This window comes from Seleniivibrio woodruffii (genome assembly GCF_004339245.1).
GTDB classification, from domain to species: Bacteria; Chrysiogenota; Deferribacteres; order Deferribacterales; family Geovibrionaceae; genus Seleniivibrio; species Seleniivibrio woodruffii.
The window spans coordinates 677,516-696,276 of record NZ_SMGG01000004.1; the positions used below are offsets into that span (position 1 = coordinate 677,516).

The following is an 18,761-nucleotide window of genomic DNA, read 5'->3' on the forward strand; positions in this document are numbered from 1 at the left end:
ACTGTTGACACCTTATACTATTTATGTTATAAATATTTTATATATGTAATTTACATATCATATCAATTAAAGTTTAATAGGAAGGGATAATGATTTATACCAAACATCAGCAGAATATAGCTGAGAGTCTTAACTCGGACTCAGATATCAACGACTGGAAAGACTGGAAATGGCAGATTCGCCACACAATACGAACTATTGACGATTTCGAGAGCATACTTGATGTAAAATTTGAACCGTCGGAAAAGAACCTGATGGCAAAAACTCTCGAAAAATTTCCGCTCGCCATAACACCCTACTATGCATCCCTAATCGACCGAACCAACCTGAAAGATGATCCGGTTTTCAAACAGGCCTTCTGCTCCATAGAAGAGCTTAACATCGACGCATGGGACATGGCCGACCCGCTATCCGAAGAGCACGACAGCCCCGTAAACTCCATAACCCACCGCTACCCCGACAGGGTTCTGTTCCACATAAGCAGTATGTGCGCAATGTACTGCCGACACTGCACCAGAAAGCGTAAGGTCGGCGACAGGGACACAATCCCCTCCAAACAGACGCTGAACGCCGGACTGAAATATATACGGGAGCATCCCGAGGTCAGAGACGTTCTGCTCTCCGGCGGCGACCCGCTCATGCTTTCCGACAGCACACTGAAATGGCTTCTGGACGAGGTTACCGCCATACCCCACGTTGAGGTGGTTCGCATAGGCACACGAATGCCTGTGGTTCTGCCCTACAGAATAACCGATAAACTCGTCTCAATCCTGTCCGCATACGACAATCTATGGATAAACACCCACTTCAACCATCCTCGGGAGATAACCGAATCCGCAGAAACCGCCCTGAGAAAGCTCACACGTTCCGGTATCCCCATGGGCAACCAGACGGTTCTTCTGGCCGGGGTCAACGACTGTCCCCAGATAATGAAAACACTGATGCACAAGCTGGTGAGAAACCGTGTGCGGCCCTACTACATCTATCAGTGCGACCTCTCCGAAGGTCTTACACATTTCAGAACACCCGTCAGCAAAGGAATCGAAATAATCGAATCACTCAGGGGACACACCAGCGGGTTCGCCGTGCCCACCTACGTGATAGATGCTCCCGGAGGCGGCGGAAAGATTCCCGTTTCGCCCAACTACGTTGTCTCATGGTCATCTAACAAGGTCATCCTCAGAAACTACGAAGGGGTGATCTGCTCATACAAAGAGCCTGACAGATATCACCCTGTCCAGTGCGACCTGAACTGCAGGGATTGCAGTCTTCAGCTTAACACCGACGGCAGGGAATATCTGCCCCCTGTAGGCATCCGGAAGCTGATGGCGGATTATGACGACAAGATAGCCCTTGTTCCCGCAGACAACGAACGCATAAAAAGGAGGGAAAATGACTGACGTATCGGAAAAAATCAACAACGCACAGGTGCACCACGGAGTTTTCAGCGACAGGGCATACATCACCTTTATATATAAAGGATTCACACTGGACGACCTGACGGGCATTGAGGAAATGGCAGAAACGAAGGGCTATTCAAAGATAATAGCCAAGGTAAAGCACCCCCTTTCGGAAATGTTTCTGGACAGCAGATACCGCTGTGAAGCTTTCTTTCCGCTGAAAGGGGGCGGCAGTGTCTCTTTTATGGCAAAATATATTAAGCCCGAACGAATAGCCGTAAAGAACAGTCAGATAATATATGATGTGCTGAGGGAGGCGGGAAGAGCTGAGAAGCATATTCCGGCGACAGACCTTGAGGTACGCAGGCTGACTCCGGACGATGCTTATGCCCTTTCGGAGCTTTACAAAATAGTATTTGAAACCTATCCGTTTCCGATATATAACATCGACTATCTGAAGGATACAATGGCACAGAATATCAGATATTTCGGAGTATTCTCCAGCGGCAGGCTGATAGCCGCCGCCAGTGCCGAAGCGGACAGCTCAAACACCTATGCCGAAATGAGCGACTTCGCCACCATGGAGCAGTACCGCAGACTTGGACTGGCAAGAATACTGAACGACAGGATGGAAAAAAGCCTGCTGAAAGACGGCATCGGCTGTTTCTACACAATCGCCAGAAGCGTATCCTACGGCATGAACAAAACGTTTTCCGGCTGCGGCTACACCTTCACCGGAACACTTTTTAACAACACAAACATAGGCGGCGGGATCGAAAGTATGAACATATGGTATAAGCACGCATGAACGATTTTTTCAGGGAAGCGATATTTCTGGCGACAATAATCAACCCCATTGCAGTTTTCGTTTACCTTGCGCCCGTGCGGCAGAAACTCCCTGAGCGGGACTTTCTGCGGGTGCTTTTCATGGCCACCCTCATTTCTATGGCAATAAACATGTTCTTCACCATCACGGGTGAGTGGATCTTCCGCTCCGTCTTCAAGATAGACTTCAACTCATTCCGCATCTTCGGCGGAATCGTTCTGCTGAGCATATCCCTTATGTCCATCGTTCAGGGGCAGAAAGCCCTGATAAGCACAAGGGGCAGTCTGGACGACATCGCATCTGAGGTGGCAATGCCCTTTATGGCCGGTGTCGGAACCATTTCGGTCTGCATCCTTATGGGCAGCAAAATGGGCAAGCTGGAGGCCATAGGGGTAAACCTTGTGGTGGCGTTTGCGGCATTCGTGATAGTAGCCGTTCTGGCGAGCATCAGATATCACCTGAACAACGACATCACAGCAGTTTTCGACAAGGTTCTCGCCATCATGATACGCATAAACGGGTTCTTTATGGGGGCTTTCGGCGTTGACATGGTAAAAACAGGTATCATTAATATCATAAACCAGTGAAATAACCGCTTTTATTTGACCTGAATCAAAGTTATTAAGCAAACAAAACCCTATCCTACCCTCATAAGATAAAACACGGAGGGTATCCATGAACGCTTTAATAAATGATCTCAAAAAGGACCACGAAAAACTTCTGAACATTCTTCAGGACGCACAGAACCTCGGACTCGGCTCCGAAGCCGGAAGAAAAAAACTCCTCGAAGGCAAACTCCTGCTCACAGACCACCTGAGAAAAGAGGACACAAAACTCTACCCCGCTCTTTCAGGAAACACATCGGCGGCGGCCACAGCCAACGACTTCTCAAAGGAGATGCAGGGGCTGACAACTGAGATTCTGAACTTTATGAACAGGCTGAACACAGCAGAAATAAATATTGAATACGCAAAGGAACTGGGAAGGATAATCTCCACAGTCCGCATGCGCATCCGCAGGGAGGAGATTCAGCTCTATCCCCTGTATGAGAAAGTTAACGCATAAGAGATTGACAACATATCAACCCGTGCCCCGCTCCTGCGGGGCTTTGTTTTCTCCCGTATAGCAAAACACACCGTCACTCATTTGATTTGTGAATAGTACATACTTAAATTAAACAACCACCCTTTATTTCTATTGACACAAAAGTGCCCCAGATATAAAATCGCCGACCATGAATATGCTATACGATGTTATTATTGTCGGTGCAGGGCCTGCCGGAGTTGCTTGCGCATATATGTGCAAGAAGAAGGGATTGTCTTACCTTCTTGTCGAAAGCGGGAAATCTGTTTTTCAGGGAATAATTAACACATATCCTGAAGGGAAAAAGGTTTACGCCTCCAAACCCAAGGAGATGGCGGGCGGTTTTCTTGTGGACGAACTGCGTCCGCCCGACAAACCCGTCACAGTGGAAATGTATGTTCAGTACGTTCAGCATTTCGTTCAGCACGAAAATCTTTCAATAATCACCGAAGCCGAGTTTCAGGACATCGAAACCCATAGAGGCTTTTTTCAGGTTCTAACCTCAAAAGGCGGATTCAAAGGCAAAAAGGTAGTCCTGTCATTCGGAAACAGCATCCCCAGAGAGCTTACGGTCTACGGCGACGCAAAGATGGTTGCCAAAACGCTGGACGATCCCAAAAAATATATCGGCCTGAGAACCCTCGTTATAGGCGGAGGGAACACAGCCGCCGACGTTGTCATATCTATCCTTAAAATCAAAAGACAGCACAACGACTCCCAGCCTGTATACTGGGCGCATGTTTCGGAAACTTTCGATGTTAACAAAGAGACCGCCCAGAGACTGGGCGAAGAGATACTGCTCGGCGGAAACATACGTCTTCTGCCCGGCGCAACCCCCAGAATAGGCGAGGTTGACGACGAGGGCATAGACAGGCTGGTAATCCGTATCAACGAATTTAAAGAATCCGACGGTATAGAGCTTTACCATGCGATGAGCTTTCCCATGAAAAATGTGATAGCATGTATAGGTTCTCAGGGGTCTGCGACCCTTCTGGACAAACTCCAGATTCAGACGATATCCTGCACAGAGGGTATCTGCAAGGTGGCAAAAGAGGGCGACAGACTGGTTCTGCTCAACTCCGACTTTGAGACCACCAGAAAAGGAATTTATATGATTGGCGGTGCGGTTTCCCCTTCATACATGAAGGTGGCCGACGGTGCTATAGCCGAAGAGAAGCACCCCAACCTTATTTACACTGCGATAAACGATGCGGCATCGGTTGTCGAGACAATTTTTTCAAAACTGCAAACAACGTAGTATATATTTTTTTAATCACGGAGGTTTAAGTGACGGCATTTCAGACAGATATCTTTGCGATCATTTGCGCCGTTGCGGCAATCATTTTCGGACTTGTTTCCGCTAAATGGATTCTCAGCCTGCCGCAGGGCAACGACAAAATGACACAAATCGCAGCTGCAATTCAGGAAGGCGCATCAGCCTACATGAAAAGACAGTACACTCTTATTGCAATCGTGGGCGCTGTAATCTTTGTTCTTCTCCTTGTAACACTCGGAGCAGTCACAGCCATCGGATTCGCAATTGGTGCGATTCTTTCAGGTCTCACAGGCTTCATAGGCATGTTCATCTCTGTAAGAGCAAACGTGCGTACGGCTGAAGCTGCCAGAGAGGGAATGACAAAAGCAATGAACGTAGCATTCAGAGGCGGCGCAGTGACAGGCATGCTTGTTGTTGGTCTCGGTCTTCTGGGCGTTGCGGGCTATTTTGCGGTTCTTAAACTTACAAACGCAGAGGGCAGCCTCAGAGAGATCGTTAACCACCTTGTTGGTCTCGGTCTCGGAGCATCACTCATCTCTATCTTCGCAAGACTCGGCGGCGGTATCTTCACCAAAGGTGCTGACGTTGGTGCCGACCTTGTGGGTAAAGTTGAAGCAGGTATCCCCGAAGACGACCCCAGAAACCCCGCTGTTATCGCTGACAACGTGGGCGACAACGTGGGCGACTGCGCAGGTATGGCTGCTGACCTTTTCGAAACATATGCGGTAACACTTATCGCTGCGATGCTCATCGGAGCCATCACAGTTGCAGATGCCGCTTCTGTTTCATATCCCCTTGCTCTTGGCGGCGTTTCAATCATCGCCTCCATCATCAGCACATTCTTTGTTAAGCTGGACAAACAGCAGCGCATTATGAGAGCCCTTTACAAAGGACTCATCGTTTCCGCTGTAATAGCTCTTGTGGCGTTCTTCTTCATCACAAACAGCTTCTTCCCCAACGGCCTTGAAGTTGCAGGCGTTCACCGCTCTGCTCTCAGCATATACACTGCGGCTGTTGTCGGTATAGTTGTTACCGGAGCTATCTTCTGGATCACAGAGTTCTACACAGGCACAAACTACTCGCCTGTTCAGAAACTTGCCAAGGCTTCCACAACAGGCCACGCTACCAACATCATCGCAGGTCTCGCTATCTCAATGAGCTCAACAGCACTTATCACAATCGTGATCGCTCTTGGTATCATTGTTTCCTACTCTTGCGCCGATGTTTACGGTATCGCTGTTGCGGCAGTTTCAATGCTCTCACTCACAGGTATCGTTGTTGCGATGGATGCTTTCGGCCCCATCACAGACAACGCAGGCGGTATCGCTGAGATGGCTCAGATGGAAAGCTCCGTCAGAGACGTTACAGACCCCCTCGACGCTGTGGGCAACACAACAAAAGCGGTTACAAAAGGCTACGCCATCGGTTCTGCGGGACTTGCGGCTGTTATCCTTTTCACCTCATACACTCAGGAACTTGCGACTCACCTTGAGAAGCTCGGTCAGCCTTTCGACATCGGTGCGTTCACTCTTGCCGACCCGATGGTGATCGTCGGTCTTTTCCTCGGCGGCATGATCCCCTACTACTTTGCATCACTCTGCATGAGCGCAGTGGGCAAAGCGGGCGGTGCTGTTGTTGACGAAGTAAGACGCCAGTTCAGAGAGATCAAAGGTATCATGGAAGGCACAGGCAAACCCGACTATGCGGCTTGCGTTGACATCGTTACAAAAGCGGCTGTGAAAGAGATGATCATTCCCGGCCTCATCCCCATCGTGTCTCCCCTTCTGATCCTTGCCATCTTCGGACCCAAGGCTCTCGGCGGTATGATCGTCGGTTCTATCGTAACAGGTCTTTTCATAGCTGTTTCAATGACCACCGGCGGCGGCGCATGGGACAACGCTAAGAAATACATCGAAGACGGACACTTCGGCGGCAAAGGCGGCGATGCTCACAAAGCAGCCATCACAGGCGACACAGTGGGCGACCCCTACAAAGACACTGCAGGCCCTGCCATCAACCCGATGATCAAAGTCATCAATATTGTTTCACTGCTTGCGATTCCTTTCATAAGCAGCCTGTAAAAACCACAAAGGGAGCCGAAAGGCTCCCTTTTTTTATGCTCATTTTCTAATCTAAACCTCATTCAACAGTCATTCTGAGTGCAACGAAGAATCTCATTCGTTCAGAGACTCTGTCGAATAGATTGACAGGAGCTACCTCAAGCCTGATTCCTGAAACTCCATAAGTTTGGAAACCAGTTCGTCGGGATTTCCGGCTCCCTTCACCACCGCCAGAATGCCGCCTGAACCAAGAACAGCCACAGTGCCGTAGTTAATATATTTCCCGAACAGTCCTTTACCCGCAACGATAAGCTCAACGTCGGCAACATCAAGCTCCATAACGCTCTTTCTGAATATGCCTCTGACCAGAAAGAAACGCTTGTCAGTAAAGCCTATCTGAGTGTTTTTGACATACATGAAGGTGTAAAAGAACGGGTAGAGTCCGGCAAGAAAAACAAGAGCATAGATGCTTCTGTAAGTGAAGCTCATACCGGATGCGGAGATCCCTGCAGAAGCGAGCAAAATAAGAATGAAACCGAACATCATTAATGAAATAAGAGGAAAAACGCTGACCCTGCCGATGTGGATTATCTTTTCGTCAGGGTTGATTGATTCTTCTATGTAGCCCATTTATCCCTCGCAGATATTTTTCAGACAGAATAACACCTTGCGCAGGAAAAGAAAGGGGAAACACTACTCCATGTCGTACTTTTCCAGCCTGTAGAGAAGGACATGGCGGGGGATATTAAGATATTTTGCGGTGCGGCTCTTGTTGCCGCCGAATTTTATCAGCGCACGGGCGATGATGGTCTTCTCCATCTCTTCAAGGTCAAGCCCGTCCTCCGGCAGAACCATGTTCATGCTGTATGCGAAATCGCCGGAAGCCTCTGTTGGCACATCCTCTCCGGCAACCACACCCTGACCTTTGAGAATGCAGATACGGTAGACCGTGTTCTCAAGCTCCCGTATGTTGCCCTTCCACTGAGCATTCTCCAGTTTTGAAAGTGCCTCGGCGGAAAATGTCACCTTTGAGCCGTATTTCTTTGAGAAAAGCTCCACCAGTTCCGCTATGTCCTCCCTCCGTCTGGAGAGCTGGGGCACTTCAACGGGGAACACGTTAAGCCTGTAATACAGATCCTCACGAAAAGTCCCCTTCTCGGACATGGATTTCAGGTCTTTGTTGGTGGCGGCTATCACTCTGGTGTTGACCTTTACTGGAAGCCCGGCTCCCACAGGCTGAATCTCCGATTCCTGAAGAAAACGAAGCAGTTTCACCTGAACAGTAATGGGCATCTCCCCTATTTCGTCCAGAAACAGAGTACCGCCCTCGGCCTCGGCAATCCTGCCTTTAAAGTCTCTGTCGGCTCCGGTGAACGCACCCTTCTTATGCCCGAAAAGTTCGGACTCGAAGAGCTGTTCGGGGATTGCCGCACAGTTCACCGCTATGAACTGTTTGTCGGCTCTTCTGCTTTTGCCGTGGATGTATCTGGCGGTAAGCTCTTTGCCCGTTCCGCTCTCCCCCGTTATAAGGACGGGGGCATCTGTTGGCGCAACGGTGTCCGCCAGTTTTATCATCGCCAGATATGCGGGGCTGTGTCCCGCCATTCTGGGAGTGTTCACATCCTTCATATACTGCTTAAGCCTGCTGTTCTCCTTTCGGATAGAGCTGACCTCTATGGCTTTTTTAATTGTTTTTAATAGGTCGTCGTTCTCGAACGGTTTCGTGATATAGTCGTATGCGCCGTCACGCATGGCCTTGACGGCATCGGGAATGTTGCCGAATGCGGTCATTATTATCACAGGCATATCAGGATAAAGGGTTTTCGCTTTTTCGAATATCTCAGTTCCGGATATCTTGGGCAGGCGGATATCTGTCAGCAGAACGTCATATTCACGTTCGTTCAGCCTCGCCATCCCCTCGAATCCGTTATGCACAACCTCGTTTTCAATACCCTCTCCGGAGAGATACATTGATATGAGTGTCGCCAGCGAAACGTTATCCTCGATTATCAAAACGCTCATTTTTGCCCGCCCTGAATATGCATTGTAAACACCGTGCCCTCTTCGCCTGACACAACGGTTATATTTCCGCCGTGAGCCTGAGCTATCCTGCCCGCAATGGAGAGGCCGAGTCCTGTTCCTGTGTCTTTGGTTGTGTAGAAGGGTTCGAAAAGCCTGTTCACATCCCCTTCGACTCCCCTGCCGTTATCCTTAACCGAAAATTCGATGCGTCCATCCCCGCTCTTAACAGATATTACCACACGTCCTTCAGACATGCCTTCCACAGCGTCAACACCGTTCAGCACAAGGTTCAGAAGCGCCTGTTTCAGAGAGTTCTTATCGCCGAATACAGTGCTGTCCCCCGGCAGTTCGTTTTCAATGTCGATTGTGACTGTTCTGCCGGATGCCGAGAGTTTAGAAAGTTCCGCAACCTCGGTAAGCAGACCGTTCACGTTTATATCAGCGGGATCGTTGTTCCCGAAACGGGCATACTGGAGAAATCTGTCCACAAAGCTGTTGAGCCGCTCTATCTCTGATTCCAGAATATCCGTTATCTGCGCATCGTTCTTTCCGCTCTTTATCATTGCGATTCCGGCCTTGATGGCGGCCAGAGGGTTTCTTATCTCGTGGGCGATACCTGCGCTGAGCTGTCCAAGAGAACGCAGTCTGTCATCGTGAGCCATCTGTTTTTCAAGCTGGAGCTTTTCTGCGGAAACCAGCTCAACCTTCCGTTTTTCGTCTTTCAGTTTACCTGAGAAATAGCCGGATACGATGCCCACCGCATAGAGCATGGACACCTCCACCATTGAAGGAACCGAATGATGCTCAATGCAGAGACAAAGCAGATTGTAGTAGGCACTGGGGCTGTATATCAGCGATATCAGCGCCGCAACAATAACGCCGCCTTTAAAACCGAATTTAAAGGCGGCATAGATAACTATCAGGTAGAACACATAATAATGTGCCAGATGCACAACGCTGAAATGCGAGGGGATACTGTAGTGGAAATAGGACACCACCATCGTTGAGATGATGATAACAGCTATCGATATCAGAGTGTCCTTTTGAGGCTTAAATCTTCTCAATTCCACTGACAAGCCCGTCCTCCATGCTTATTATAGTGTGCCCCGCCCTCGCATATTCGGGAGAGTGGGTCACCATTACAACGGCAAGTCCGCCGCTGTTCAGCTCTTTCAGCAGTTCTATTATATCCATTCCGGTTTTGCTGTCCAGACTTCCGGTGGGTTCGTCAGCAAACAGCACCGAGGGTTTTTTTATCAGCGCACGGGCAATGGCAACCCTCTGCTGCTCTCCGCCGGAGAGTTTTCCGGGCAGCCTGTTCTCTTTGCCGGAAAGCCCCACACGCTTAAGCACTTCCTGCGCCTGCTCACGCACTTCTCTGGAGATGGGCTTCAGTCCGTGCATATACGGCAGCAGAACGTTCTCCACCGCCGTAAGGTACGGAAACAGGTGATAAGCCTGAAAAATCACTGAGAAATCATTTTTTCTTGTGTTGTTTATCTGCGCCGACGATGCGGCGGTAAGGTCTTGATCTTTAAACACGATACTGCCTGAATCCGGCTCCAGCAGTGTGGACATTATGTTCATCAGGGTGCTCTTTCCGGAGCCTGACTTGCCCACTATGCAGACGAACTCGCCTTCGGCAACATCAACGCTGACACCTTTGAGAACCTCGGTGGAGATCCCGTCAGCAGTAAAGGTTTTGCGGATATCTTTTAAATGCAGCATAATTTCACCTATATTCTGCTGAAAGCATCAGTGGGACGCATCTGTGCCGCCTTAAGCGCAGGAAACGCAGAGGCCGCAGCCGAAAGAACCGAAACGGCTCCGACGGTTATGAGCAGGTGCACCCAGTTGAATATTATATGTATGTGTTCACCCAGCTTAAGGAGTTTCAGAAGCTCGGCACTGCCGAAAAATCCGCCCACATATCCCAGAACTCCCGCCATCGCCCCAATTATGAGGGATTCGATGCTGAAGATGAGGAATATCTGCGCACCGGAATAACCCAGCGCACGCAGTATACCGATTTCGTTCTTGCGCTCGTTGACCGAAGCAAGCATGAACATGGCAAGCATGAAGCACGCCGTCAGCAGGATAACCCCGCCAAGCCCCAGCACAAGGTGCTGAACGGTCTCTATTGTTGCCATACGCTGTTTAACGATGTTCTGCATGGCGTTTATCTCTGTGTCGGGCAGTTTCTGCTCTATCTGCTGAACGATATCCTCAATGGGACATCCGGCGCAGAGAGCCGAAACATCGGTGTAGTTTATCATGTTGGGCTTATTAACAGCCGCCTGGAGCGAATGGAGGTCGGCAAAGATAATGTTGTCGTCCTCTGTGCCTGTGGGGGTAAGAATTCCAGTGATGAGGAACTTGCCTGTTCCGACGGGTATAGAGTCTCCGGTCTTAAGCCCAAGATGCTCCGCCGCCTTGCTGCCTATTATGGCTTCGTTCGCCTCGGCGGGTTCCTTGCCGTTGATGCTCCAATAGCTCTTTATGCGGCGTTCGAAAGTGAACTGAACGCCGATAACGGCAACGTGCTTGTCCTTATACTGTACCAGTTCCAGCAGTTTCGGTGCAACACTGCTTATGTTAGCCCTGTTGGGGATCTTGTAGATTGCATCCACAGTCTCCTTTTCGGGCAGATATTTCACCTGATATGCCAGATTTCCCAGCGAAAACCCGCCATAGCTTATCTTCAGGGACTCTGTTTTAGGATAGATGACAATGTTCGCTCCGAACTCGTTCATCTTCTGCTCCAGAGAGTGCCCTACGGTTGTGGACACGTTATACAGCAGAACGACGGAGAGTATGCCCAGAGCGAATACCGAAACCAGTATTCCCGTTCGCAGCAGCTTCCTTCTGAGATTTCTGAAAGGCAAAGTAAGAATATTCATCATTCACCTAGAAGTACATACTGCCGGTGCGTATGTCGTCAATTTTTATAACAACCTGCTTGCCGTCACTGACCCTGTTCAGGGGCGAAGGGTTGCAGCCGCCTTTAACCTCGTTTATCCTGTCGGTGGCAAACTTCTGTCCGCAGTTGTTGCAGACCATAACATTGCCTTCCTGATTGTATCCTTTCTTTTCGGGATAGCAGACGTCACAGGCATCAAAAGCCGCCCTGACCTCACCGTCCGATCCTCTGACAAGGAAAAACTTGATGTCCTTGCCGTCAACGTTCACATAATAATAGTGCGCATTGGTATCGCTGACCTCTGATTCAGGGATGGTCACAACACCGTTTTGGGCTTTCAGCTCGGCATATCGGCCCTGTTTGCCGCAGCCTGCAATAATAAAAGCGAGCATGAGCACTGAAAGTGCCAGAATGAGTTTACGCATGAATTCCTCCGAAATTTTTCTTCTCAGTTTTAAGCAATGCGCATGCCCAAAACACAACTTCTTTCATGTCAGAAACTTATAAATCACAACATGAAATACCGCAGAATATTCTACAATTTTCTTTCATAAATGCGAAGACTATTCTTCATATTTTATTTTAAATAACACTGTTTAAGCCTGTTTCTGATAAATCAAACATCAGAAGCATATAGATTTTCCACACATAGAAACAACTCTATATTTTCATATCAAAGTATGCATTTATACATGATTTACATATATTCGGCTTTACAAATATAAAAAAAGGAAATAGAATCTAGTCAGACAGAATTATCTGCATAAAGAATTTTGCGGAAAGGTTTATTTGTATGTTTGAATATAAGAGCTTCAAAGAAAACATCGCCTCCGGCAGTTTTGACAATGCAAAAGCACTGCTTAAAGAGGCCGAGATAGACACCGAATCCTTCAATGCGCTTGCAAACGCATCAATGTTCCTCTCTCTGCTTTTCAGATATCCCGACGACGAGGTTTACGACACTCTTGAGGGAAACTGGAGCATATTCACCGATTTTTTCACCGACTACACGGAAACAGCCCCCTCACTCTACGACCAGACAGAGATGCAGAGCGATTTCATAAAACTTTTCAAGCAGGACTTCAAAGGGAGCAAGGTCGTTCCCTATATCTCATATTACACCGAAGAAAAAAAGACCCTCTACGGCGAAAGCACTTTCAAAATAAGGGAATGGATGGCCGCCGAAGGTTTCGCCCTTCAGGAGGACGTTCCGGAGCTTGAAGACAACGTATACATTGTTCTTGAGTTTCTGTCCGCCATATTTGCCAGACTGGCCAACCCCGAAAACATTGAACAGTGGTACGCAACCCTCCAAAATCTTTACAGACTCATAGACACATATGGAAAGGTCATTACCGATGAGTTTGCCGAACAGGTGGCGAAAAGAGCCGAAATGCCCTTTTATGCCCATTGCGGCGTTCTGCTTAAAAATTTCGTCAGCGACATAGACGGAATAATGGAAGAGGTTCTGGCATCCGCCGGATAGTCTTTCTGACAAGGAAACAAAAGGGTAAATCTATTAATGCCCTTTTTTCTGACGGGCTGCCTTGCACAGACCGCCGGAGATATACTTTTGAGGAGTATACAGTATGAGGAAAGCACTGTTATTTATTCTTCTTACTTTGTTTGCCGCATCTGCCTATGCGGCCGACGTTACCCTTGAAGAGCTGAAAAGCCAGATATCAGCACTTCAGGAGCAGGTCAACACCATGTCCAAAAGTGTTGACAAAAACGAAGTTCACCGTATCAAAGATAAAGTTGATATGGGTATCGAGCTCAGAACAAAAATGGACAGCATCAGCTATGACGATGTTAGAGCTCTTCCCGGTTTCGCAAACGACATGATGGGTCTCTGGATGAGAGGCTACATGATCAACGATTCCGGCGCAGCAACAGCATGGGACCAGTACAACATGCAGGGCGGAAACACTCCCGACGGATTTAACGACGCATGGGTTGCAACATACGGCAACGAGTTCATGGCTTTCATGCAGAACCTCGTAACCCAGCCCGACATTCAGGCTATGATGCAGACACCAGAAATGCAGACATGGTTCGGAACCAACATGGCGGCCATCGGAGCAGCCGGAACGGCAGCCGGATTCGACATGACCTCTATGCAGGGTCAGTACATGGCGGGACTTATGTATTTCATGTATGAGATGATGTCCGGAACAACCGTTACCGCACAGCAGGCTCAGATGATGAAAACGATGTTCAAACACATCGAACCCCGCAAATACAGCACAAACAACGACTCCATCTTCACAAACAAACTGCGCATCCGCATGAACAGCACTGTTAACGAGAATCTCTCTTTCACAGGCCGTCTGGTTATGTATAAGACATGGTCTGATGCTACAGACGTTCGCTGGATGGACGGCACTTATAAGTCTATGTATATGGACGGCAACGCAGGAGCAGTTCCCACTGACGACAAACTCCACGTTGAAAGAGCATATTTCGTATACAAAAACGATATGGGTCCCATCCCCTATCACTTCTCCTTCGGTAGAAGACCCTCCAACTACGGCCCCGGCGAAGAGCTGCGCAACAACGCCACACTCGGCGGTTCACCTCTGTCGCATATCATCCAGTGGCAGTTCGACGGTGCTTCACTCCAGTTCGACTTTGAGAACGTAGCCGAGTTTCTGCCCGGCTCATTCATCAAGTTCTGCTATGGAAAAGGCTATGAATCCGGCTGGGGTTCAAGCAACGCAATGTCAGCAAACAACGGTCTCATCGCAACTATGCCTGTTGACGATGTCGAGTTCTTCGGAACGATCGTTAAGTTCTATGACGACGACACTTACAAGTTCTGGTACAACTATGCTAAAGGCTTCGGCGTTACTGACGGCTTCACAGGCTCAGTGGTTATGCCCTTCGCAATCGTAGGCCACGACTATAACCTCGACAAAGAATACGACGCTTTCGAATTCGCACCCAACTACTTCGGCTCTTCATCCAGAATGGAAGCCACAACAGAGATGGGCGACATGGAATGGCATTCATTCCTTGCACAGGGTAAAACTCTCGGATTCGAGTGGTTCGCATCTTACTCAACAAGCAAAACAGACCCCAAGAACATATCTCAGAACGCTATGTATCAGTTCATGGATATGGACAAGATGCTCGGCTCTATGTCAGCTAAAAACGGTCACAGCTACTGGCTGGGAATCTCCACTCCCGAGCTTCCCTTCACCGGCGGTAAACTCGGTTTCGAGTACAACCACGGTTCTAAATACTGGGTTGCTATGACAGGTGCTGAAGACGATATCGTAGGCTCCAAACTTGCCGTTCGCGGTGATGTTTTCGAAGTTTACTACCACCAGCCCATCGTTGGCGACAGACTGTTTGCAACAATCGGCTACCAGCTCTTCGACTATGAGTACTCAGGCTCAGGAAGCTACCTCGGCGCACCTGTAAAGGTCAGCGAGGTTAACGGTCTCAACGCAATGATGCCCGTTACCGACAAAGTCGAAAAGATATACGCCTCCTTCACTTACAGATACTGATACCTGTAGGTTGCTATAACAAGGCGGATGGAAACATCCGCCTTTTTTTTAAATCTGATACATCACATATAATAAAAGGTTTTTTGAGTTATAATTGTATAATGTATACAATATGCGTTGAAAAACATATTCAGATGTGTATAATAAAATATCGATTGATAGATATATACGATTCTTTGCATTTTATTAATTATGAGTAAAAAGGTTCATTAGTAACGTTTGTATTCAGTCAAACATGACAGCATGTTGGATTGAGTGAAAAGGTTATGCAAAAACGTTTAACTGTGCAAAACTGCATTAAATCCGGAGGTTGTATATGCGTTTCATGAGCAGAATGTTTATGGTTCTCTCGTTCGTTGCGGCTCTGTTTGTTATGGGCTGCGGCGAAGCGGCAAAACCCGCTCCCGCACCTGCGAAGGCTGTTGAAGCGGTCAGCGTTGCCGAAATGGCAAAGGCTGCAAAAGTCGAGCTTGTTCCCTTTGCTGAGGTCAACAAAATCGTCGGTAACGGCGTTTATGACAAAACCAGAGGCACACTCATCGATGCCCGTCCCGCAAAAGTTTATGCGGCGTCTCACATCCCCACTGCTTTCCTTATGTCAGACACTGAAATTGCCACTTACTGGCCGGCATTCGAAAAACTCGGTCTGGCAAAAACAGACTACATCGTAACATACTGCGGCGGCGTTAAATGCGAGAAATCTCTCATCGTTGCAAAGTACCTGAAAGAGCAGGGATACACAAACGTTAAAATGTATCTGGACGGCATGCCCGACTGGGAGAAAAAGAACTACGGCGAGATCACTATGGACACAGCCAAAAAGTTCTTTGACAAAGGCGGCGTGATATTCATCGATGCCCGTCCCGCAAAGATATTCGCCAAAAGCTCAATCCCCGGTTCAATCAATATCCCCGACACAGAGTGGGAAACAGCAAAGGTTAACCTTCCCGCTGACAAAGAAGCACTTTACATTCCCTATTGCGGCGGATTCAAATGTGAAAAATCTCACTTCGTAGCAGAGCAGATGGTTAAACTCGGCTACAAAAAAGTTCAGGTATATGCAGGCGGCGTTCCTGAGTGACAGGCAGCCGGATATCCTCTGGCTCCCGCAGGCAAAGTTGAAGCTCCCGCAGCCGCACCCGCAGCTCCCGCTGCTGCTCCTGCCGCAACAACAGGTCTGCCTCAGGGCGATGAACCCGGTATCGTTAAGACCGAGTTCTTCCTTTCAACCATCGCTGATCCGGCTAAGAAACCCGCAAACGTTACTATAGTTGACGTTCGCAACGCTAACGAACTCGGCGACGGCGTTTTCCCCGGCTCAATCAACATCTCCTCAAAAGAGACAGCAAAAGGATGCGATGCTTTCGTTCCCCAGCTTCCCAAAACAGGCTATGTTGTATTCCATTGCGCATCCGGCGGCAGAGCTATGGAAGTGTATGACTTCCTGAAAGACAAATGCAAACTGCCCGACATCTCAAGATTCTACTATCTTGATGCGTATGTAAACTGCTCCGGCGGCAAATGTACTGCTAAGTAATTTCCACTTCTCTCTGAATAAGTTAAGGCGGGGTATTTGCCCCGCCTTTTTTATTGGTACTATCTAAAAGTGAGATTCTTCGGCTTTGCCTCAGAATGACTGAAATCAGGTTCATCAGTTGACTCTGCATCGCCAACGCAGAAATGCGAAGCATTATAAACGGGATCAGGAACGGAATCAGGAGAGGATATCGCTCCAGATTCCCACCGCCCAATCCTCCGCATGCTTCTCAAAGAGTTTCCTGCGTTCCGGAGAGGTGGCACTGGATGCGCTTATAAGTCTTTTGCTCACGGGGTCGTACTTGTATACCGCCGCAACAAAGATAGCTTCGTCATCGCTCACTGCGCTGTAGCAGGTGTTTATGAGCGAAGGAGCAAGCGGCTCCTGACCGTTCAGCGTGCGCACGGCGGCACTGGCGCAGTATTTGCCCATAGAGTTTGCGATGTATCCTGATTTTGGAACGCCGCCCACTGTTCCGTTATGTGCGGCATCGCCGACCACATAGACATCCTTGAAGTTGTATGTTTCAAGGGTGAATGCGTCAGCCCTTACGAACATATCATCGGGCTTGTTCATGAGGCCGAGATCAAACGCTATCTGTCCTGCCTTCATAGGAGGAATAATGTTGGCAACGTCGGCCTTTATTTCGCCCTGCTCTGTGGTGATGATACCTGTGGAAGCGTCAACCTTGAGCACTGCCGAATCCGGAACGTATTCCAGAACGCCCTGATACATATCCGCCCAGGCTTTTTTGAAGAGCGGGCCTTTTGATGTAACATCGTCGTTGGCATCAGCAACTATTATCTTTGAGCCTTTTTTGTTCTGTTTCAGATAGTTCGCTATCATAGACGCACGCTCATAGGGACCGGGGGGACACCTGTAGGGAGCGGGCGGAACAGAAAGAAGAACAACGCCGCCGGGCTTCATTGCCTCAAGCTGATTTTTCAGTGCGATCGTTTCAGCACCCGCTTTGAAAGCGGCGGGAAATCTTTTGATTGCCTCAGGGTTGTTAAGCCCTTCTATTTTGTCGTAGTCATAGCTGATACCGGGGGCGACTATCAGCTTGTCATACTCTATTGTACCTGCTGAGGTTGCCAGTGTCTTTTTTACTGCGTCCAGCCCTTTGGCTTCTGCATAAACTATTTTCACACCGTAGTTTTTGGTCAGTTTATCTCTGGTAAAGGTGATGTCCTGCATCCTCTTTTTACCCACTATAACAAAGTTGCTCATGGGGCAGGAGATAAATGTCGGCTCCTTTTCAACCAGAATAACCTCTACGGAAGGGTCTTCCAGCCTGGCATATTTCGCCGCTGTGCATCCGCCCCAGCCGCCGCCGAGAACGACGATGCGCTTGCCCTTCTTAGGCATTACGATTCCTGTGGTCTTTGCCGCAAAAACTTCGCCTGAGTGCCCGAAAACAGCTGTGCCTGCGGCGGCTGCCGCTGTATATTTTACAAAATCACGTCTTGAAATACTCATGTTCCGCCCCCTATTTCCTGATTCCGGAGAAATACTGCGCAAGAGATTCCAGCTGGCTGTCGGTCATATCCTTAACCACTGCCATCTCTTCGGAAACTATCTGGCCTGCCTTATAGCGTTTCAGTGCCTCAGCCATATAGCCTGCGTTCTGTCCGCCTATTCTGGGAGTGGATTCAACTCCCTGCCCTTTTTCACCGTGACAGTCGAAACAGCCGTTGTCTTTTGCCAGCTTAAGGCCTGCGGCGGCTTTTTTGGGGTCGATTCTGTTTGTTGAGTTTGCCCATTTCTTTGCGGCATAATACTCTGATATGGCGGCCATATCGGCTTCGGAATAACCCTTTGCGATGATGGACATTTCAACACTGCCCGGTCTTTTTGCCGTGGCATATTCCGTCATGACCTTGGTCATGTACTGCGCATTCTGGCCGCCGATGCGTGCGATATATTCGCCGGGAGCATAGCCGTTTCCGGCGTGGCATCCTGCGCAGGGTCTGCCGAGTCTCTCCCCTTCGGAGATAGAAGAAGCTGCCAGTGCCGCAAAAGGAATAAATACTGCGGCTGCAATTACTGAATAGATCCATTTGTGTCTCTGCATATTTGCCTCCGATTCAATTAATACTCAAACGGTATTAATACTATTTAT

18 protein-coding genes are annotated in these 18,761 nt (G+C 48.7%); 10 read left to right on the plus strand and 8 right to left on the minus strand.

Annotation, left to right across the window (positions count from 1 at the left end; translation table 11 throughout):
* The first annotated feature begins 86 nt into the window (after nt 1–86).
* From kamA to C8D98_RS09410, 6 genes are all read left to right on the plus strand, one after another.
* Nucleotides 87–1,400 (plus strand): lysine 2,3-aminomutase, encoded by a 1,314-nt coding sequence (kamA, locus tag C8D98_RS09385; RefSeq protein ID WP_132873871.1) that lies wholly within the window; start codon nt 87–89, stop codon nt 1,398–1,400.
* Entirely contained in the window at nt 1,393–2,208 is an 816-nt protein-coding gene (gene ablB / locus C8D98_RS09390) for a putative beta-lysine N-acetyltransferase (RefSeq protein WP_132873872.1), read from the plus strand. Before kamA ends, ablB begins: the two co-directional genes overlap by 8 nt.
* On the plus strand, nt 2,205–2,813 hold the full coding sequence (locus C8D98_RS09395; RefSeq protein ID WP_132873873.1) for a MarC family protein: 609 nt from the start codon (nt 2,205–2,207) through the stop codon (nt 2,811–2,813). Before ablB ends, C8D98_RS09395 begins: the two co-directional genes overlap by 4 nt.
* Nucleotides 2,814–2,901: 88 nt before the next feature.
* Nucleotides 2,902–3,291: a hemerythrin domain-containing protein gene (locus C8D98_RS09400; protein WP_132873874.1), complete on the plus strand. Its 390-nt coding sequence runs from the start codon at nt 2,902–2,904 to the stop codon at nt 3,289–3,291.
* Nucleotides 3,292–3,460: 169 nt separating this feature from the next.
* Nucleotides 3,461–4,567 carry an NAD(P)-binding domain-containing protein gene (locus tag C8D98_RS09405; protein WP_132873875.1) on the plus strand — a complete coding sequence of 369 codons (1,107 nt, stop codon included), beginning with the start codon at nt 3,461–3,463 and terminating at the stop codon, nt 4,565–4,567.
* A gap of 29 nt (nt 4,568–4,596) precedes the next feature.
* Nucleotides 4,597–6,666, plus strand: coding sequence for a sodium-translocating pyrophosphatase (locus C8D98_RS09410; RefSeq protein ID WP_165871263.1), 2,070 nt, complete (start codon nt 4,597–4,599; stop codon nt 6,664–6,666).
* Between the two features lie 132 nt (nt 6,667–6,798).
* Here the strand turns inward: C8D98_RS09410 and C8D98_RS09415 are convergent, their stop codons facing one another.
* The 6 genes from C8D98_RS09415 to C8D98_RS09440 form a co-directional block, all read right to left on the minus strand.
* Nucleotides 6,799–7,275 (minus strand): PH domain-containing protein, encoded by a 477-nt coding sequence (locus tag C8D98_RS09415; protein ID WP_132873876.1) that lies wholly within the window; start codon nt 7,273–7,275, stop codon nt 6,799–6,801.
* Between the two features lie 63 nt (nt 7,276–7,338).
* On the minus strand, nt 7,339–8,667 hold the full coding sequence (locus tag C8D98_RS09420) for a sigma-54-dependent transcriptional regulator (protein WP_132873877.1): 1,329 nt from the start codon (nt 8,665–8,667) through the stop codon (nt 7,339–7,341).
* Nucleotides 8,664–9,737 carry a sensor histidine kinase gene (locus C8D98_RS09425; protein WP_165871264.1) on the minus strand — a complete coding sequence of 358 codons (1,074 nt, stop codon included), beginning with the start codon at nt 9,735–9,737 and terminating at the stop codon, nt 8,664–8,666. The genes C8D98_RS09420 and C8D98_RS09425 overlap by 4 nt, the downstream gene beginning before the upstream one ends.
* On the minus strand, nt 9,718–10,395 hold the full coding sequence (locus tag C8D98_RS09430) for an ABC transporter ATP-binding protein (RefSeq protein WP_132873879.1): 678 nt from the start codon (nt 10,393–10,395) through the stop codon (nt 9,718–9,720). Before C8D98_RS09430 ends, C8D98_RS09425 begins: the two co-directional genes overlap by 20 nt.
* Before the next feature lie 8 nt (nt 10,396–10,403).
* A complete protein-coding gene (locus C8D98_RS09435) occupies nt 10,404–11,567 on the minus strand; it encodes an ABC transporter permease (protein ID WP_132873946.1) in 1,164 nt (387 codons plus the stop codon).
* Between the two features lie 7 nt (nt 11,568–11,574).
* Entirely contained in the window at nt 11,575–12,012 is a 438-nt protein-coding gene (locus tag C8D98_RS09440) for a DUF2318 domain-containing protein (protein ID WP_132873880.1), read from the minus strand.
* Between the two features lie 368 nt (nt 12,013–12,380).
* Between C8D98_RS09440 and C8D98_RS09445 the strand changes: the two genes are divergently transcribed.
* The 4 genes from C8D98_RS09445 (at nt 12,381) to C8D98_RS14000 (ending at nt 16,639) form a co-directional block, all read left to right on the plus strand.
* Nucleotides 12,381–13,073: a TorD/DmsD family molecular chaperone gene (locus tag C8D98_RS09445; RefSeq protein WP_132873881.1), complete on the plus strand. Its 693-nt coding sequence runs from the start codon at nt 12,381–12,383 to the stop codon at nt 13,071–13,073.
* Between the two features lie 103 nt (nt 13,074–13,176).
* Nucleotides 13,177–15,102 carry a DUF3373 domain-containing protein gene (locus C8D98_RS09450; RefSeq protein ID WP_132873882.1) on the plus strand — a complete coding sequence of 642 codons (1,926 nt, stop codon included), beginning with the start codon at nt 13,177–13,179 and terminating at the stop codon, nt 15,100–15,102.
* Between the two features lie 316 nt (nt 15,103–15,418).
* Complete coding sequence (locus C8D98_RS09455) at nt 15,419–16,183, plus strand: rhodanese-like domain-containing protein (RefSeq protein WP_132873883.1); 765 nt, start codon at nt 15,419–15,421, stop codon at nt 16,181–16,183.
* A 186-nt stretch (nt 16,184–16,369) separates the two neighbouring features.
* Nucleotides 16,370–16,639, plus strand: a complete 270-nt coding sequence (locus C8D98_RS14000) for a rhodanese-like domain-containing protein (RefSeq protein WP_283805598.1) — start codon at nt 16,370–16,372, stop codon at nt 16,637–16,639.
* Nucleotides 16,640–16,816: 177 nt separating this feature from the next.
* Here the strand turns inward: C8D98_RS14000 and C8D98_RS09465 are convergent, their stop codons facing one another.
* Nucleotides 16,817–18,118, minus strand: coding sequence for an NAD(P)/FAD-dependent oxidoreductase (locus C8D98_RS09465; protein WP_132873885.1), 1,302 nt, complete (start codon nt 18,116–18,118; stop codon nt 16,817–16,819).
* Nucleotides 18,119–18,128: 10 nt separating this feature from the next.
* Entirely contained in the window at nt 18,129–18,713 is a 585-nt protein-coding gene (locus C8D98_RS09470; protein WP_132873886.1) for a c-type cytochrome, read from the minus strand.
* Nucleotides 18,714–18,761 lie beyond the last annotated feature (48 nt).

Excerpts from the sequence above, each read along its gene's own strand:
- C8D98_RS09445 (WP_132873881.1), top strand. The coding sequence starts at position 12,381 with ATGTTTGAATATAAGAGCTTCAAAGAAAACATCGCCTCCGGCAGTTTT.
- C8D98_RS09435 (WP_132873946.1), bottom strand. The coding sequence starts at position 11,567 with ATGAATATTCTTACTTTGCCTTTCAGAAATCTCAGAAGGAAGCTGCTG.
- ablB (WP_132873872.1), top strand. The coding sequence starts at position 1,393 with ATGACTGACGTATCGGAAAAAATCAACAACGCACAGGTGCACCACGGA.
- C8D98_RS09455 (WP_132873883.1), top strand. The coding sequence starts at position 15,419 with ATGCGTTTCATGAGCAGAATGTTTATGGTTCTCTCGTTCGTTGCGGCT.
- C8D98_RS09465 (WP_132873885.1), bottom strand. The coding sequence starts at position 18,118 with ATGAGTATTTCAAGACGTGATTTTGTAAAATATACAGCGGCAGCCGCC.
- C8D98_RS09450 (WP_132873882.1), top strand. The coding sequence starts at position 13,177 with ATGAGGAAAGCACTGTTATTTATTCTTCTTACTTTGTTTGCCGCATCT.
- C8D98_RS09440 (WP_132873880.1), bottom strand. The coding sequence starts at position 12,012 with ATGCGTAAACTCATTCTGGCACTTTCAGTGCTCATGCTCGCTTTTATT.
- C8D98_RS09470 (WP_132873886.1), bottom strand. The coding sequence starts at position 18,713 with ATGCAGAGACACAAATGGATCTATTCAGTAATTGCAGCCGCAGTATTT.
- C8D98_RS09405 (WP_132873875.1), top strand. The coding sequence starts at position 3,461 with ATGAATATGCTATACGATGTTATTATTGTCGGTGCAGGGCCTGCCGGA.
- C8D98_RS09415 (WP_132873876.1), bottom strand. The coding sequence starts at position 7,275 with ATGGGCTACATAGAAGAATCAATCAACCCTGACGAAAAGATAATCCAC.
- C8D98_RS09400 (WP_132873874.1), top strand. The coding sequence starts at position 2,902 with ATGAACGCTTTAATAAATGATCTCAAAAAGGACCACGAAAAACTTCTG.
- C8D98_RS09395 (WP_132873873.1), top strand. The coding sequence starts at position 2,205 with ATGAACGATTTTTTCAGGGAAGCGATATTTCTGGCGACAATAATCAAC.
- C8D98_RS09420 (WP_132873877.1), bottom strand. The coding sequence starts at position 8,667 with ATGAGCGTTTTGATAATCGAGGATAACGTTTCGCTGGCGACACTCATA.
- C8D98_RS09430 (WP_132873879.1), bottom strand. The coding sequence starts at position 10,395 with ATGCTGCATTTAAAAGATATCCGCAAAACCTTTACTGCTGACGGGATC.